The following is a 15,437-nucleotide window of genomic DNA, read 5'->3' on the forward strand; positions in this document are numbered from 1 at the left end:
ACAAACAATGATCAAACCCAATTTAAGGTGGGGCAGTCTCACACGCATCCGTAATGTCAGACGCATCATCATCCATCACCCTGCTGCACGTAACTACTCTTATCTGCAAATCCACAATCAACACCGCAATCAAGGGTGGTCAGGGGCTGGATACAATTACTATTTACAAAAGAACCACCGGTATTATGAGCTTCGAGGACTTCATGTAGGTGCACATGCTGCCGATAACAACAGCGATTCGTTGGGCGTTTGTGTGGAGGGAAATTACGATGTGGAGCATATTGACGAAGAGCTATTTTTGCGCTTTGTACAAGAAGTACGCAAGCTCATGAGTCAACACGGTTTAACCGCAAATGATGTAATCCGTCATAGCGATGTAGGACAGACGAATTGCCCTGGTCGCAACTTCCCGTGGGCGCGATTTAAGCGACTCATTGCTCAACAAGAAGAAGTGAAGTCAATTGTGTATGGACCAAAAGAAAAAGAGGCGATTTACGTGAAGGCAGGAGATTTCCAATGGGCGTCAGGTAAAGAGCGATTTGAAACGATTCTTAACCGCTACGGGAATAGTAACGAGCAGGAAGCGTATAAGAATGATGATTTAACCGCAAGTGATGCAATGGGGGTATTGGCAAAAGGATTGTTAGCAGAGCCATCAAAGACTGTACCAGCTACACACATGCCGGGATGGAAAGAGATGCAGAAATTAAAAACGCCTGACGGCACAACAGTGTTTAACGGGGTCAATCCTAATAAGCCGATTAGCCGTGCTCAGATGGCAACAGTGTTGTCTCGCTTGTTAGAAATTATTAAAGCAGGAGGGTATTAAAATGAACGAACAACTTAAATATCTCAGTCAGTACGTGCTAGGGTTAGCAGGTGCTCTTTTTTTGGTCTTAGATGCACAGTTCGGGATTGTGATCGATGAGGGATGGTTGGATGTATTAGCTCAAACGCTAGCGATTGTGTTTGTTGTGTACACGATCTACAGCAATAAGTACACAACTCCTAAAGCTAAACGTCAGGCGAAGACATTAGAAGTACACGAAGAGGAATGGAAATAGTTTCTATATCTTAGGTATTATCTAAATGGGTAATAAGTGCTATAATTAAGATCCATCATTTGCTCGTACGGTCGAGCGATTGCCCCGCCTATTAGTAGACGGGGTCTTTTTATTCTTTACCCTCTAAATACGGTTGGAAATACTTGTCTTCCGCATCCTTTCGCGCTATTATCGCGCTGTCCAAATCGTCAAAATATCCTAAATGTATTCGTCTGCCCTTAATTGTTATACGTGCATGCCATTTTGCTTCACGTTTCGCCCAGATAACTCCCTTATGTCCACTGGTAGAGTTTTCTCGGAGCTTTTGCGTGAGAAGGTGAGTCGCTGCTCCATCTACATATCTAGATTGCAAAGCCTCAGTCATATTTATCGTGTCTTGATCTTTTTTAAGGCATCCGCACGAACGAACTTCCTGCTGTACGAGATGGTCCGCGCGAACAGTTATTGTGTTACCGCATTTGCACTCACATGACCAAATGTTGACCATTCTTTCGGGGTGGCGATCTACGACCTCTAATGCTGTAAGACGTCCGAACTGTTTGTCTGCTAACTTGTAAGCATGTGTATCTGATGCACGCTCTGCTCTTAAGCAACCACAAGACTTGATCCTACCGTTACGTAATTGGGACATCTGGACAACGGTTTCTGTGTCACATTCACAACGGCAGATCCAATATCGCTTATTGCCTCGGCGATCAGCTTCATTTATGACAGTCAACCTACCATAGACATGACCAGTCAGATCAATCATCTTCATTATCTGGCTTTTTAGGCTTCTTAGGCTTCTTAGGGTTAGGTTGATACTTATCAATCAACCACGTCTTAGAGACTTTACGTGCAACAATCTTACCGTCTGCAGCTAAGTTTTTAATATGTCCTGCTGAAAGCCCCCATGCTCAGAAGCTTCTTCCGCGCTCATAACTCTAAATAGCCAATTCTGTTCTTTTCCTCTATGGAGTAAGTATTCTTCACTCAATTTTTCATTATTAAAGTCTTCAAAGTCCATATCAGATAGAACCTCACCGAACATGTCCATAAGGTACATCTCATCGGCGCCAAATTTATAGCTGTACTGCATTAATTCCTCGTGGATTAACTTAAACGTATGTGCAGGTTTTTGTGCTAATCGAGTTGAATATTTAGCTGAGATGGAGGGGCGGTGCTTATCAAACACCCGCCACCCCAATACATTTGCTATTGCCAGTAGTCTACCGAATGATTCTTCTCTGCTGATCTTATCCATAGTAGAGGATCTCCGCAAAGTGGTAATCATCTTCAAGTTCAAGGCGATCGTAGCCCTGATCATACATTTTCTTTTTAGCGATAGCCAGTTCTTTTAATGTGGAGAGACTGTATTTAAGTTTAGGGGAATGAAAGTCGTTTTTACCAACAAGTGCAACAACTGTCTCATCGTGATAATCTTTAATCTCATGAGCATCGCACCAGACGTCATTATTTGAAAAGTCTACGTACACTACAGCCGAACCGATTGTTTCATTGAACTCCTTATGAGCTACCTCTAAACTTTTAATCATTACAATCATCTCCTTAAGTTTTGTATGCGGTATCGCATCTCTTGTTAATAATATATCATGTGCGGTATCGCATGTAAAGTGTTTTAGTAAATAAATTCAGAAAATTATAATTCGACAAATAAAAAAGCACGCCCCGTAATGGGACGTGTCAAAAGAATACTATAACCTAAGGATTGTCATTGGAGTGGACGTTAGTAGTATGACCTATTAAATATCCAGTACAGCCTCAAAATCTATCTCAGCTTCTACATTGCCGAAATCAATTACAATCTGTGGTGGCAGGCTACGTTCGTGTGGAATAGAATAGGCGAAATTTCCTTGTGCAACATCAGTTTCTTCAAAAGAAACTATATTTAAATATTCTGTCTCACCAATTGCCTCATGAATTATTTGGCCCTCAGCATATGCTCTTAATCTTGTATGGGCAGTGTTAAGTATGTGGAGATTTGGATCATGATTTGTGTATTCGAAATGTATCGACAAGAAAAGATTATCTACGTTGGGAATTAACATTCCTATTCTTTCAGCATCGTCAGTTGGATTCACTATGCTAATTCCAATTTTTTCTATATACACTTCGCCCAATTCACTAAAGAACATCTGATGAATTGGAATAGAGTCATAACTGATTGTACCGGTACTTCTTGAGAAGTCTACAGGCTCGCCAAGTCCAATCCGACTTTGAAATCGTGCCTCTTCATTAATAGGTCCGTTATTAACAGATTCACTAAAAGCAATGCACTCTTCATCTGAGTATACCTCTGCACAATCTTCGGAAACTTCAATATCACTATAATTTCCATTGTTATTATCGCTTACTAATCCACTAGTGACGTCTTCTTTAGGTGAATTACTTAATGAGCTTTCTTCTTCATTTGAAAGACATCCAGTTAAGAGTATGATAGACACTCCTAACAAGAATAACTTCTTCAATGTATTCACTCTCCAATATAATTTTTTACAGATGGCACTGAGTAGATTTAGATAATCAAAATTTTAATTGAAGTAACGTTTTTTATCTGTATAAATCATCCACGAGTGTCCAATTATTATAGTAAGAATTGATATTATCCTCATCAGGCATAATCATTGTATATTTATGTCCCAAATTTTCAATATAGTAATCATTTGGATCTACCACTACCACTGTGGCATCTACGGTGTATTGATACATTATATTTTCAACTGGTTTATATACATTTATTGCGAATCTTGACCAATAAGCATCTAAAGGATGTGAGTGTATATAATTACCTAAAAAACTAGTACGCTTATCAATTAAGCTTCCAGAGGGCAATGTTTGAAGAAATGAATCTTCCGCAAATGCAGTTACTGAAGTATTTTCATTATGACTATAGCTAATTTGTTTATATTTCTCCCCTGTAAGATCAACAATTGATTCACCTAAATTTTTTTGGTTTACTGACTCGGTAGGCTCATTTTGTCCATCGCCGCTTTCGTAATACTCATGAAATGATTCACATTCATTTTCTGAATAAACAGCGGGACAATCATCTGTATTTTGCTCATTATTAAAATTGTCCTCTTGCAGCTCCAACCATTCAGCTTGTGACAACTCATCTTCATTAATAAATGTTTGTTGCTGATTAGCGTTGTCATTTTGAAACTCGATCCAATCGGGTTGAGGTAACTCATCATCATCATCATATAAAGGGTCTTCAACTTGCGATAAGTTGTTCATGTTATATTCATTAGAAGATCCATTTTGAGAATTGCAACCAATTAAAATGATAAAAAGTAAACATAGCATTAATTGTTTCAATATGTCATCTCCCATTTATCAAGAAATCAGCAATATGTATATAATATTATTCTTAAAAAGCGGATTAATCAACGCTAAATTTCCATTTTATAGAATTAGAAATAATAATAAAAATTGAGTATTAAAAGATGGAATCCACTCTTTAAACAGACTGGGAATAAATTTACTTAGCCACGGGGTGATGAGATGAAGAAAATGCAGGGATGTAATTTGTTGACTAAAGAATAAATATTCTGTATATTTATTGGTGAGCGTATGTTTGATATGTTTTGTGGCCACGCTTTCCCCACCTCTATGAAGGGTGGGGCTTTTTTGTTTACTCGATTTTCTCAAATTGCGTAGACGTACCAAGTTGAATAACATCGCTTTCTTCTGCAAAAAACACATACTCACTTTCTCCATGAGTTCCGCCTAACGTAACAGTGAAGTTAGGCGATCATTAGTATCGTGAGAAGAAAAGTTCCCACTTCGTCCGATAGGAGATGACAAGTAGCGACCAGGATCGATATCAGTTCCTACTATATAAGTGCCCGCACTTAACGTAATTGGTTCTTTCTCAGCTTTTTTTAAATCCCCTTGAGTTTTAGCCAGTAACTCCTCTGTTTTTGACAAATCTTTGGATAAATCCTCTAGGTCAGACTGCATAGAGTCATAATCTTTTTCAATCTGTTCTTTGTTGTCCTGCATTTCAAGTAGCTCTGACATATCATTTTGAGCATTCTCAATATCTGTATTAATGTCTCGTAAATCACGGTGTAGGTTTTGCCTGCGTTCGATAAGCCTTTCATTTCTTTGCTCATACTTATCTATTTTTTCTTCTAGTTCACCTTTTAAAACGCTTAACTCATCATAATTATAACGCTCTTCACCTATGACCGTATTCGCTCCTGTTTGACCGAATAGAAAAGCCCCTGTTCCAATGACTAAGACTCCAACAACAGTAGTAGTGATCTTAACCCATTTATTACTCATTGAACCCCTCCATGTAATTCTTTAGTTCCAATTATAATGAAAAGTAGTAACTTTTTCCATGTGAATTTAATGATCAATAATTTCAATTCCTATTGTGCTCTTAAAAGATACATACGCAACTCCATTGTCAGAGGTAACAAAATGATAAGTATTCGTTTCATAATTTATATAGTGACAAAAGCCTTTTGTTTCAATAATTGAATCGCCTTGAAGGTACAACAAATCAACTTGCAGATTATACTCCATGGCTTCACAAAGTATAAATTCTTGTTCTAATTGCTTTTGACTAGTTGCTTCCATAAGAGCACCTCCTGTATACTATGAAATATTATATAAGAACAAACGTTCTGTAGTCAATAGATCACATAAATTAGCAATAATTCCATTTTTTAATAGTAAAGACTCTAGTAATATGCTAAAATATGTGACAATAGAAACGATTAATATATTTCAATATTTTATACAGATAAGTTCACTATATGTTGAAGTTTTGGCTGGCGAGTAGCATTAATGCTACTCAATTTAACCTACTTTTAATCGTCATCCCAGATCCATTCATATAGGTCTTCCATGTGACAGCCTATTATGTATGAGTACAAGTACATGGTCTCCTTGCTCATACCTTTGCGTCCGGATATGTGATCTGAAATTGTAGTCTCAGACCTACCCGACTTTATAGCTAAATCGATCTGGGTCATTCTGACTTCAGCAAGTCGTTGACGAAGTAGGCACTTGCCAGCCTTAATCAAACTGCCCACCTCCAAACTAAATCATAGCAAATATTGGATGAGTAGGGTAGGAATATAAATGGGGGAAATTAACTTGTACAAGAAATTAAAAGAGGCAAGGGTGGAGAGCAATGTAAGTGTGGAAGAGATCGCAAAATGCATAGGTGTAGAATCGTATGTTTATCTTGAGAAGGAGAACGGTAATGTCGATTTTCTCTATCATGAGGTATTAAGGTTAAGGCATTTTTTGAAAAAAGATAGTTATAAATTAGAACAATTATTCTTTAACTCGAAGGACGGTTGATTGAGTGCGCACCCACAGAATACCCACAGAATACCCACAGATGTTCAATGGTGTTTGAAAGATCCTGAAAAAGAGTAAACCCCAAACCCCTGTATTGTAAGGGTTAGGGGTTGTGTATGATTGTATTTGATATCGTAAAACATGTTCCGCACGCAAGTGCACCCGTGGGAGCGCGAGCAGTATATGAGTTCTTACTAAGAGCTAGAAAGCCTTATCCTGAGAGGGATAGGGCTTTTTTATTTGGCCAACGATATGAAAAGAGTATGCAAGATACAAATTGTAGAAGAGTAATAATTATTTTTCATTTCTGTGAACTTTCACAATGTTAGGCGTTTCCGTGTTAAAGTATTGTTAGTACATTTAACATGGAGGGTTTACAAATGGAATATATAACAATTCAGGAATTAAACAAAGTTGATGACAATAACGGTAGTGTCCGATTAATATACTCCGAAAAAGACATTAGAAAAGCTGTGAATGTGAATGTGTCTGACGGTGTTTATGTTTTTAAGCAGTACGATTTAGCTTATGAGAAACGTGTTAAGTTGATTGAGCATATTGAAGATATGTGGGGTTCGTATCACTAAGATGAAATTCATATAAATTACTCAGTTTGAAACGGTTACTGATGAAAAATGGTACATGCGTGATACAGCTGATGTACGTTCTTTGTTGTGTACATCAAGTGAAAAAATGGAAATGGTTGCTAGTTGCTAAGTGTTAATAGTATAGATCATTAGTGCTATAATTGAGGTTCCATTATTTGCTCGCAATGGTCGAGTGATCACCTCGCAATTAACCGTGCGGGGTGTTTTTTTACATAAAAAGTACATTCGAGGCGAATTCGCAAATAAGGAGAAGGTTACATATAATCCTAATGCCATATGCGAAAGAAATTTTACTAACACAAAAAAAGCACTTCCCATAAAGGGAAGTGTCAAGGTTCATGCGAGAACAAAACAAAGGGCTGCTGTATTAAAATTATGTACAAGTTCTTAAGAAGGTATACATTGGGCAGGGGAGCATGCTGATGTTAAATTTGTAGCGGAGGGTTATGCAGCATCTATATCCCATTAGGGTGTTAGACGGCACCCTCCTTCACCATCATATGATGGCAATAAAGATTTATTATATGGTTTTTTAAGTGTAAATATTCTGTATATTAATCTATAAAGGAAAGTTCAAGTTCTAACCAATTTTAGTCACGATCATGTTCCGCACTCAAGTGCACGCTTAGGAGTACGAGCAGTTAATGAGCTCTTACTAAAAGCTAAAAAGCCTTATCCGGTTAGGGATAGGGCTTTATTGTCGTTTAGGATAGGATTTCTTGCCCGCACTGTAGTCCACAAAATGTAAAGCGTTCGCTCCTTTATACAGATGTATTCGTTTCAAGAGTTTCCGAGATTTACGTAACCAGTTCTTTGTCGCTAATAATATAATTCCGCAACTGCCCGATGCCTTCAATTTCAGTAATAACTTCATCGCCGGCATTAACTTTCTCGAGCCCTTCTGGTGTGCCTGTAAGAATGATGTCGTTCGGGTTTAGTGTCATGAAGCTGCTTAAATATTCAATAAGGTAAGGAATCGAGAACACCATGTCGCTCGTGTGTCCCTGTTGAGTGACCTTGCCGTTAACCGATGTTTTTAGTTTAAGGTTCATCGGATCTTTGATGTCTTCTTTATCGACGAGCCATGGGCCGATCGGGGTTAGCGTATCACGATTTTTAACTTTAAGGTTTGGTCTGTAATAATTTTCTAGGTAATCTCGAATGGCATAGTCATTGGCGACAGTATACCCAGCTACGTAATCATAAGCATCTTCTTTTTTTACGTTTTTGGCTTGCTTACCGATAACTACGGCAAGTTCACATTCATAATGCATATTCGTCGCTTCTTCAGGACGAACGGAAGAACCGTTATGACCGAGAAACGTATTCGGCCCTTTCAAAAAGACGAGTGGCTCTTTTGGTGCATTAAAAGACAGTTCTTTCGCATGATCAGCATAATTTAGACCGAGTACGAACACTGTTCCCGGTTCTACAGGAGGTAGCCAAGTGACGTGATCCTCTGTAAAGATCCGACCGTCTTCAAGCTTCAATTTCCCTTCTACTTCAACCGCTTCATGAATAGCGCCGTCGATGGCAACTCTTGCTCGTTTCATACGTTAACCCCCTTGGTTGATTTGGCAACCGCTTTGTTTTCTAAAGAACCGATTCCTTCGATGTCGATCCGCACAGTGTCGCCTGCTTGGAACAACGGTGGATTCTCAGGTGTTCCGACTAACAGTACATCACCTTCGTATAACGTCATATAATCGGTTACGTCTGCAAGCAGTGTGTGGATATCTCTAATCAGGTTCTTCGTGGAATTTGATTGACGTCGTTCATCGTTGATATAGACATGAATGTTTAAATCATCAGCACGATCGACGTCGGACGCATCAACAACCCACGGACCGATTGGACAGAAACCGTCTCGCGCTTTTTGCTTAATTGCTGGTCGGTGCATGCTTTCATGTGGAATGCTAACATCATTGACAATCGTAAACCCGGCGATATAGTCAGCGGCATGATCAATAGGGACACGCGTCGCTTGTTTTTTGAGAACGATACCTAAAGCCGCTCCGGCTTGCAAATAGTCGCTATCTTCTGGAAAGGGGATATCAGCTTTGTGTGCACAAAAGGTGTTTCTAGGCTTAATGTAGAGGACAGGCGCTTTTGGTGGGTTTTTATAAGGTGCTTCATTTACTTTTTCACCTAAGTTTGCAAGTTCGCCTTCATAATTCAATGCAGTTCCGTAAACGGTTCCAATTTTCGGAACTGCGAAGCGAAGTTCGTTCACGTCGTACGTGTTCGATTGGAACGTGACAGTTTGTGCAACAAGGTCGAGCTCAGCTTCGAGAGCTTGCTCCATTTCTTGTCTACGGCTGTATATTTTAACCATGTGTATTCTCCCCTTTGTAAATGATATACATTATTATATATGATTTTTAGTTTTCAATCAATTACTCAACGGAAATTACGGAAAAGGAATAATAATTTTTAGAAAGTAAATAAAATTCAACTTGTAATCATATATGATGTTATATATAATCTCACTTAAGACCGAAAGATGAGTATTCATTACGTGCTTAATGACTAAGGAGGAGAAATAACATGAGTCAATACGAAGAAATTAAGAAACGATTAAGAGGTTCGATCGCGCCAGTGATTACACCATTTAAGGCGAATTATGATATTGATTTCGACAAACAATCAGAACTAATTGAATACCAACTAGAAAATGGGTCTCATGCGATCTCGGTTACAGGCACATCGGGTGAGCCGAGCTCGTTAACGACAGAAGAGCGCGTTCAAGTGATGGAAAACGCGATGAAGACGATTAACGGTCGTGTGCCGTTTGCGCCTGGAACAGGTTCAACGAACCACGATGAAACGTTGTACCTGACGAAGAAAGCAGAAGAGATGGGCGCCGATGCAGCGATGGTGATCGTTCCTTATTACAATAAGCCGAATCAAAAAGCGCTGTATAAACATTTTAAAGCGGTTGCAGATTCTGTTGAAATTCCGATTATCATTTATAATATTCCAGGGAGAACCGCACAAACCTTGAAGTTGATACGATGGCACAGCTAGTGAAAGATTGTCCGAACATTATCGGCGCAAAAGAATCAAATAAAGACTTCGAACATGTTAATCGTGTGTTGTTAAAGTGTGGGCGTGACTTCTTATTATTTTCTGGGATCGAATTGCTTTGCTATCCGATGCTTACAATTGGCGGCGCAGGTTCCATCAGTGCTACTGCCAATGTTGAACCTGCCAAAGTGGCGGAGATGCATAATGCGTGGGAGCGCGGAGACATTGAAACAGCTAGAAACTTACACTTTGAATTAATGAATCTAAATGACGTGCTGTTCAAAGATACGAACCCTGCACCGGTTAAAGCTGCTCTAGGTATGATGGGGATGATTGAACCGGTATTACGTATGCCGATGGACTTGCCGTCTGAAAGTTTACAAAAAGAAATCCGTAAAACACTTGAAGACTACAAAATTGCTTTGCAGCCGGTGTAAGAAACATACACTGGTGTGCGACAAGGGTTGAGAGGTCGTTACAATAAGTTGAGGGAAGTGCGAGAACACTTCCCTTCTTTACATTCTGAATGTAAGCGCTTAATAAAGGGGATCGATGACATGAGTAAAAGAAAGAATCCGTTTTTGACCGTGTTGATACTCCTTAGCAGTATGCTTGTAGCTGCTTCATGTTCAAGTACAGTGGAAACGTCAGCAGAGTTGAACGAGGACAATGAAGTAAAGCAGGAGTTTATTTTTTCTCATTTTTTCCCGTCTAGTGTTCCGATGGAAACTGAAGTCGTACAAGGATTTATCTCCGATGTTGAGAGGTGACGAATGGAGAAGTAAAGATTACGTCTTACCCGAGTAATCAACTCGCTCAGCCTGATAGTCATTATGATGCAGCGGCGCGAGGCGTCGTTGATATGGGGTATAGCGTGCATAGTTATCGCCCAGGCCAATTTCCGTTAACCTCTGTGTTGGAACTTCCGTTTATTAGTGAGTCCGCGACAGAAGGGGCAGAGATTATGTGGGACTTAATGGATGAGTTCCCTGAGCTGCGAGCAGAATATGACGATGTTGAATTGTTATGGTTAGCGACGTCAGAGCCTGCACAACTTTATACGACTGAAAAACAAGTAAAGAAAATTGAGGATTTAAGAGGCATGCGTATTCGCTCTCCATCAATGGAAGTGAACTCGTGGCTAGAGGAAGTTGGTGCGACGCCGGTGTCGATGCCGATGAGCGATGTCTATGAAGCATTAGATCGCGGCGTTGTCGATGGGATGGTAGGGCCCACTCATACGTTACTTGATTATAGTTTGCAAAATGTCATTGATTACGTGACGATCGGTAATTTCTACATGACAACATTTTATGGAGCGATGAATCAGGAGAGTTGGCGTTCACTTTCGGACGAACATCAAACAGCGATTGATCCAATCAAAGGACGGAACATGGCGATGCAGATTGGCGCCATGCATGATGCACAAAGTGAAGAGGCAATAAAGACCGCCAAAGCAGCGGGTGCTATATTCTATGAATTAAATGAGGACGAGATTGAAGAGTGGCGAGAACGAATGCAACCTGCCATTGATGATTGGATCAAGGATAAAGAAGAGCGAGGGCTTCCCGGTCAAGAAATCTATGACAAAGCAGTCGAGCAAAACTTAAATTAGGAGTATACACTATGGGGAATTTACTATTGAGAATTGAGCAGCTGTTGCAACCGGTCTTGAATGTTTTGCACATGATATCAAACATCATTCTATTTCTTGTAGCGATTTTAATTACGTGCGATGTAATCGGACGTTTCTTTTTTAACCAACCGATTAAAGGGGCATTTGAACTGACCGAATTTGGTTCAGCAATTTTAATCTTCTTTGCTTTGGCGGTGACTCATCGCCATAAAGAGCATATCGCGATAGGCTTTGCGGTAGATCAGCTTGCTCATAAGCCGCGACATGTGACTGAGGGGATCATTGAATTGTTTGTATGCGTGTTATTAGTACTTATGGGAACGAGCATCTTTCTAGAAGGCATCTACATTATGAATCAGAATGTTATTACGACAGATTTACAGTTGCCACTGTATCCGTTTATTCTCTTAATTTCAATTGGTGCGTTTATGTTCGCGCTTACGGCCCTCTTAGAAAGTCTGAAGCACTTTAGAAGGGCGGTGGAGAAAGCATGACACCAGAAATGATCGGGATGATTGGAATCGTTGCGTTACTCATATTGTTCTTAGTAAAAGTTCCAGTCGGCATTTCACTGATCTTTGTTGGGTTTTTCGGATTCAGTATGATTCGAACGTTCGAAGCTGGGTTTATTCAATTAGGAGCATCTCCGTTTGCAACAGCAAGTTCGTATTCATTGATCGTCATTCCGCTATTCATTGTAATGGGCATGATCCTGTCTTACTGTAATATAGGGAATGATTTATTTCGTGCCGTTGATTCATGGATTGGTCATGTGCGCGGGGGGATGGCGTTTACGACACTCGGAACGAGTGCGATCTTCTCTTCAATTTCTGGTTCAGTGAATGCGACGACTGCTTCCATGTCGAGAATTACATTGCCAGAATTGAAGAAGTACGGGTACAGTCCTACGTTATCGGCAGCAAGTGTTGCAGCTGGAGGAACACTCGGCGTGCTAATTCCACCGAGCGTCATCTTAATTCTGTACGGTGTGCTAACGATGGAGCCGATTGGCGCACTGCTTGTGGCAGGATTAGTACCTGGGCTCATTAATCTACTGTTATTTATGTTTGTTGTCTATATTTGGGTACGTAAAGATCCACAGGCAGGTCCCCCGTCGGAGAAGTCTACTTGGAAGACGCGCTTTAAAATGCTCTCGTTAGTATGGCCGTTTATGGTATTATTTCTCTTAACGATTGGTGGCATTTACTTTGGCATCTTTACACCGACGGAGGCAGGAGCCATCGGGCAACCGGTGCATTGTTGTTATCGATCATTATGAGAAGGATGAACATCAAACGATTAATCCAAGCTTTAGGAGAGTCAACGAGACTGTCCGCTATGATTTTTTTAATTTTGATCGGGCAGATTTGTTTAGTCAATTTCTAGCGATCAGCCGGATTCCGACGGAAGTGACCAGTTTTGTTAATCAATTGGATTGGTCTCCCATCATGATCATGATTATGATTTTACTTGTGCTGCTCGTACTCGGCTTATTTCTAGAAGGCATCGCGATTCTCGTTTTGACATTGCCGGTCATTTATCCAATTGTTATGGAACTTGGATTCGATGGCATCTGGTTTGGGATTATGATGGTGATGGTCATTAACATCGGCTTAATTACGCCGCCTCTTGGAATCAGTGTCTACATTATAAGTGGTGTCATGAAAGACATTAAGATTGAGAGAATCTTTAAAGCGGTGATCCCGATGGTTGCTGCCATGCTTGTCGCTGTCATTCTATTCATTCTATTCCCAGAATTAATTACGTTTGTTCCGAATTTGATGACAGGTGGAGGATAACATCGCAAGGTATGAAGATAAGCTTCATACCTAGTTTTTTCATTAAGAGGAGTGAATGATACATGAAGCCGGATCTCTATAAATCGATGTCGAAAGAAAAAGGAAAACTTTATCTTGACGGCGAGCGAATGATTCTTACATCAACGAATGTGTTCGGCACACTCCGCAAGGATCTTATCGACAATATTGGAAAAGATCGGACGAAAGGCTTTTTAATACGGTATGGTTGGAACTTAGGTAACAATGATGCCAAGAAGGCATTGGCCAATCAGTATCGTTCTGTAGAAGAGATATTAAGACAAGGGCCCGTTTTACATATGCTTAAAGGATACACCGATGTAAAAACAACTTCTTTAAAGATTGATCACTCAGGAGCAGTACATGTGGAAGGAATGTGGTTCAGCTCCTACGAAGCGGAAGAACATATTCGCCAGTTTGGGTTATCAGAAGTGCCTGTATGCCATACGCTTACAGGTTTTGCGAGCGGTTATTATTCAGAAGTGTGCGGTCACCAAGTGATTTTTAAGGAAGTCAGCTGTAAGGCACGTGGTGATAAGGAGTGCAACTATGTAGGAAAGTCGTTATCTGCATGGACCGATGAGATTGCAGATGAGGTGTTGTATTATGAACCTTCTCCAATTAAGAATGAATTGCAATCGACGTATGAACAACTGCTACAGGAGCGAAACAACTTATCGAAAGCCTTCCTCATCCATCAACGCTTAACCGAAGCGTTAATGAGCGGCAGTGACCTTCAAGCGATTTCGGATATCGTCTACAGAGAAAATGGAACAGCAATCGTTATTGAAGATATTCAGTTACAGCCTATTGCTTTCGCTGGAGTGGATGTACTTTCATTAGACGAGATTCGCCATGACATTGAAAAAACGATCGAGAACCAGCGATTGGTTAACTTTCAAGCGATGAACCAAACAAGTGTCATTGTCGGTCAATCTTATCATCGCCTAACATCCCCGATCTTTTTAGAAAAGCAGCAGCTTGGGTACTGTTCGCTTCTTTATACCAACGGCACGTATTCATCAGAAGCAGATCAAATGATCTTAGAACGGGTAGCGACGGTTTGTTCATTGTATTTAATGAATGAGAAAAGTGCTTTTGAAGCCGCAGAACGAATGAAAGGACATTTTCTAGACCAAATCTTAAATAAAGAGTTGTCGTCTGCAAAAGAAATCGTAAAGCGTGGTCAATTCGTGGAAATGAATCTTGATCAGCCTTATTACATGGTTGTGTTGAAGTATCGTGTCGAGCAATTGGAAATGAAAAGCGACCTGTATTTTCATGAGCAATTAATGGAACGAGTCGTTGATTTCTTTAAGAGGTCTTCTGATAAATTAATTGGTCAACGCAATGGGAATCTAGTTTTTTTAATGCAAGATTCTACTGCGAATGGTGAGACAGTCAGAAAGCAATGTACATCATTGCTATCTAACCTAACAAAAGAATTTAAAGGGTACTCATTTAAGATGGGTGTGAGTACGCGCAGTGAGTTGATTCTTGAAGCACCTGAACGTTATGAAGAATCGGTCACAGCGGTACAAATGACGACACTCGCGAACCAATTGACGTACTTTGACGACTTAGGCATGACAGCTCTCTTAATTCGCTCAAACGACAAGAACATGATTGAACAAAAAGCAAGACAGTTGCTAGGAGAGTTGTATGATCAACGATTCGAAAACCATGACTTCCTAAAAACATTGTATGTGTTCTTGATCAACGGAGGGAATTTGGAGAAATCAATGACACAATTGGCGCTGTCAAAGAGCGGCCTTCGCTATCGAATTAGCAAGTTAGAAAGTCTTTTAGGTACGAGCCTTCGCGATCCTATGCATAGTCATCAGATCTTAGTTACGTTGCAAGTACTCATTGCAGAAGGGGAGCTACACGTAGACTGATACGAAGTGTCTAATAAATTCAAAAAGTTAGACACCTCGTATCGTAGATCATCGATGATTGAACC

Annotated in this window: 18 protein-coding genes and 1 pseudogene; 10 read left to right on the top strand and 9 right to left on the bottom strand. The window is 40.1% G+C overall.

All coding sequences use genetic code 11. The features are described from left to right. The first annotated feature begins 7 nt into the window (after nt 1–7). Together JCM19038_RS20995 and JCM19038_RS13240 are read left to right on the top strand one after the other, a co-directional pair. Nucleotides 8–829 carry a peptidoglycan recognition family protein gene (locus JCM19038_RS20995; protein ID WP_052361646.1) on the top strand — a complete coding sequence of 274 codons (822 nt, stop codon included), beginning with the start codon at nt 8–10 and terminating at the stop codon, nt 827–829. A 1-nt stretch (nt 830) separates the two neighbouring features. After that, entirely contained in the window at nt 831–1,064 is a 234-nt protein-coding gene (locus JCM19038_RS13240) for a hypothetical protein (protein ID WP_042418789.1), read from the top strand. A gap of 859 nt (nt 1,065–1,923) precedes the next feature. On the opposite strand, the gene JCM19038_RS13250 is transcribed toward JCM19038_RS13240, so the two are convergent. From JCM19038_RS13250 to JCM19038_RS25535, 7 genes are all read right to left on the bottom strand, one after another. After that, on the bottom strand, nt 1,924–2,307 hold the full coding sequence (locus JCM19038_RS13250) for a type I-C CRISPR-associated protein Cas8c/Csd1 (protein WP_238554416.1): 384 nt from the start codon (nt 2,305–2,307) through the stop codon (nt 1,924–1,926). After that, entirely contained in the window at nt 2,300–2,599 is a 300-nt protein-coding gene (locus JCM19038_RS13255) for a hypothetical protein (protein ID WP_042418792.1), read from the bottom strand. The genes JCM19038_RS13250 and JCM19038_RS13255 overlap by 8 nt, the downstream gene beginning before the upstream one ends. Before the next feature lie 207 nt (nt 2,600–2,806). After that, the gene (locus tag JCM19038_RS13260; protein ID WP_042418793.1) at nt 2,807–3,532 is read right to left on the bottom strand and encodes a hypothetical protein; all 726 of its coding nucleotides are present in this window, start codon (nt 3,530–3,532) and stop codon (nt 2,807–2,809) included. 82 nt (nt 3,533–3,614) lie between these two features. Further along, nucleotides 3,615–4,382 carry a hypothetical protein gene (locus JCM19038_RS13265; protein WP_042418797.1) on the bottom strand — a complete coding sequence of 256 codons (768 nt, stop codon included), beginning with the start codon at nt 4,380–4,382 and terminating at the stop codon, nt 3,615–3,617. Nucleotides 4,383–4,793: 411 nt separating this feature from the next. Further along, entirely contained in the window at nt 4,794–5,354 is a 561-nt protein-coding gene (locus JCM19038_RS13275; protein WP_042418803.1) for a hypothetical protein, read from the bottom strand. 66 nt (nt 5,355–5,420) lie between these two features. After that, nucleotides 5,421–5,654, bottom strand: coding sequence for a hypothetical protein (locus JCM19038_RS13280; RefSeq protein ID WP_042418806.1), 234 nt, complete (start codon nt 5,652–5,654; stop codon nt 5,421–5,423). A gap of 233 nt (nt 5,655–5,887) precedes the next feature. Continuing rightward, nucleotides 5,888–6,112 (bottom strand): helix-turn-helix domain-containing protein, encoded by a 225-nt coding sequence (locus JCM19038_RS25535; RefSeq protein ID WP_373902993.1) that lies wholly within the window; start codon nt 6,110–6,112, stop codon nt 5,888–5,890. A gap of 654 nt (nt 6,113–6,766) precedes the next feature. On the opposite strand from JCM19038_RS25535, the gene JCM19038_RS13300 reads away from it, so the two are divergent. Further along, nucleotides 6,767–6,973: a hypothetical protein gene (locus tag JCM19038_RS13300; RefSeq protein WP_042418818.1), complete on the top strand. Its 207-nt coding sequence runs from the start codon at nt 6,767–6,769 to the stop codon at nt 6,971–6,973. Nucleotides 6,974–7,791: 818 nt separating this feature from the next. On the opposite strand, the gene JCM19038_RS13305 is transcribed toward JCM19038_RS13300, so the two are convergent. Both JCM19038_RS13305 and JCM19038_RS13310 read right to left on the bottom strand, forming a co-directional pair. Next, nucleotides 7,792–8,547, bottom strand: coding sequence for a fumarylacetoacetate hydrolase family protein (locus tag JCM19038_RS13305; protein ID WP_042418820.1), 756 nt, complete (start codon nt 8,545–8,547; stop codon nt 7,792–7,794). After that, nucleotides 8,544–9,329: a fumarylacetoacetate hydrolase family protein gene (locus JCM19038_RS13310; protein ID WP_042418821.1), complete on the bottom strand. Its 786-nt coding sequence runs from the start codon at nt 9,327–9,329 to the stop codon at nt 8,544–8,546. The genes JCM19038_RS13305 and JCM19038_RS13310 overlap by 4 nt, the downstream gene beginning before the upstream one ends. Before the next feature lie 212 nt (nt 9,330–9,541). On the opposite strand from JCM19038_RS13310, the pseudogene hpaI reads away from it, so the two are divergent. The 7 genes and pseudogenes from hpaI to JCM19038_RS13335 all read left to right on the top strand — a co-directional run bounded on the left by hpaI (nt 9,542) and on the right by JCM19038_RS13335 (nt 15,372). Beyond that, nucleotides 9,542–10,458, top strand: a pseudogene (hpaI, locus tag JCM19038_RS13315) (2,4-dihydroxyhept-2-ene-1,7-dioic acid aldolase). Nucleotides 10,459–10,578: 120 nt separating this feature from the next. Then, on the top strand, nt 10,579–10,791 hold the full coding sequence (locus JCM19038_RS22360) for a hypothetical protein (RefSeq protein WP_052361650.1): 213 nt from the start codon (nt 10,579–10,581) through the stop codon (nt 10,789–10,791). Continuing rightward, a complete protein-coding gene (locus JCM19038_RS13320; RefSeq protein ID WP_052361652.1) occupies nt 10,788–11,636 on the top strand; it encodes a TRAP transporter substrate-binding protein in 849 nt (282 codons plus the stop codon). The genes JCM19038_RS22360 and JCM19038_RS13320 overlap by 4 nt, the downstream gene beginning before the upstream one ends. Before the next feature lie 11 nt (nt 11,637–11,647). Then, the gene (locus tag JCM19038_RS13325) at nt 11,648–12,151 is read left to right on the top strand and encodes a TRAP transporter small permease (protein WP_052361654.1); all 504 of its coding nucleotides are present in this window, start codon (nt 11,648–11,650) and stop codon (nt 12,149–12,151) included. Continuing rightward, the gene (locus JCM19038_RS25080; RefSeq protein WP_307190029.1) at nt 12,148–12,936 is read left to right on the top strand and encodes a TRAP transporter large permease; all 789 of its coding nucleotides are present in this window, start codon (nt 12,148–12,150) and stop codon (nt 12,934–12,936) included. Before JCM19038_RS13325 ends, JCM19038_RS25080 begins: the two co-directional genes overlap by 4 nt. Then, on the top strand, nt 12,866–13,456 hold the full coding sequence (locus JCM19038_RS25085) for a TRAP transporter large permease subunit (protein WP_307190030.1): 591 nt from the start codon (nt 12,866–12,868) through the stop codon (nt 13,454–13,456). Before JCM19038_RS25080 ends, JCM19038_RS25085 begins: the two co-directional genes overlap by 71 nt. Before the next feature lie 62 nt (nt 13,457–13,518). Beyond that, nucleotides 13,519–15,372 carry a XylR N-terminal domain-containing protein gene (locus tag JCM19038_RS13335; RefSeq protein ID WP_042418823.1) on the top strand — a complete coding sequence of 618 codons (1,854 nt, stop codon included), beginning with the start codon at nt 13,519–13,521 and terminating at the stop codon, nt 15,370–15,372. Nucleotides 15,373–15,437: the final 65 nt, after the last annotated feature.

This window comes from Geomicrobium sp. JCM 19038, assembly GCF_000698125.1.
Lineage (GTDB): Bacteria > Bacillota > Bacilli > Bacillales > Marinococcaceae > Geomicrobium_A.

Bases quoted from the DNA above. Each gene is read 5' to 3' on its own strand.
- JCM19038_RS13305 (WP_042418820.1), bottom strand. From the start codon at position 8,547: ATGAAACGAGCAAGAGTTGCCATCGACGGCGCTATTCATGAAGCGGTT.
- JCM19038_RS13335 (WP_042418823.1), top strand. From the start codon at position 13,519: ATGAAGCCGGATCTCTATAAATCGATGTCGAAAGAAAAAGGAAAACTT.
- JCM19038_RS13250 (WP_238554416.1), bottom strand. From the start codon at position 2,307: ATGGATAAGATCAGCAGAGAAGAATCATTCGGTAGACTACTGGCAATA.
- JCM19038_RS13255 (WP_042418792.1), bottom strand. From the start codon at position 2,599: ATGATTAAAAGTTTAGAGGTAGCTCATAAGGAGTTCAATGAAACAATC.
- JCM19038_RS13310 (WP_042418821.1), bottom strand. From the start codon at position 9,329: ATGGTTAAAATATACAGCCGTAGACAAGAAATGGAGCAAGCTCTCGAA.
- JCM19038_RS25080 (WP_307190029.1), top strand. From the start codon at position 12,148: ATGACACCAGAAATGATCGGGATGATTGGAATCGTTGCGTTACTCATA.
- JCM19038_RS13280 (WP_042418806.1), bottom strand. From the start codon at position 5,654: ATGGAAGCAACTAGTCAAAAGCAATTAGAACAAGAATTTATACTTTGT.
- JCM19038_RS20995 (WP_052361646.1), top strand. From the start codon at position 8: ATGATCAAACCCAATTTAAGGTGGGGCAGTCTCACACGCATCCGTAAT.
- JCM19038_RS13325 (WP_052361654.1), top strand. From the start codon at position 11,648: ATGGGGAATTTACTATTGAGAATTGAGCAGCTGTTGCAACCGGTCTTG.
- JCM19038_RS13275 (WP_042418803.1), bottom strand. From the start codon at position 5,354: ATGAGTAATAAATGGGTTAAGATCACTACTACTGTTGTTGGAGTCTTA.
- JCM19038_RS22360 (WP_052361650.1), top strand. From the start codon at position 10,579: ATGAGTAAAAGAAAGAATCCGTTTTTGACCGTGTTGATACTCCTTAGC.
- JCM19038_RS13240 (WP_042418789.1), top strand. From the start codon at position 831: ATGAACGAACAACTTAAATATCTCAGTCAGTACGTGCTAGGGTTAGCA.
- JCM19038_RS13300 (WP_042418818.1), top strand. From the start codon at position 6,767: ATGGAATATATAACAATTCAGGAATTAAACAAAGTTGATGACAATAAC.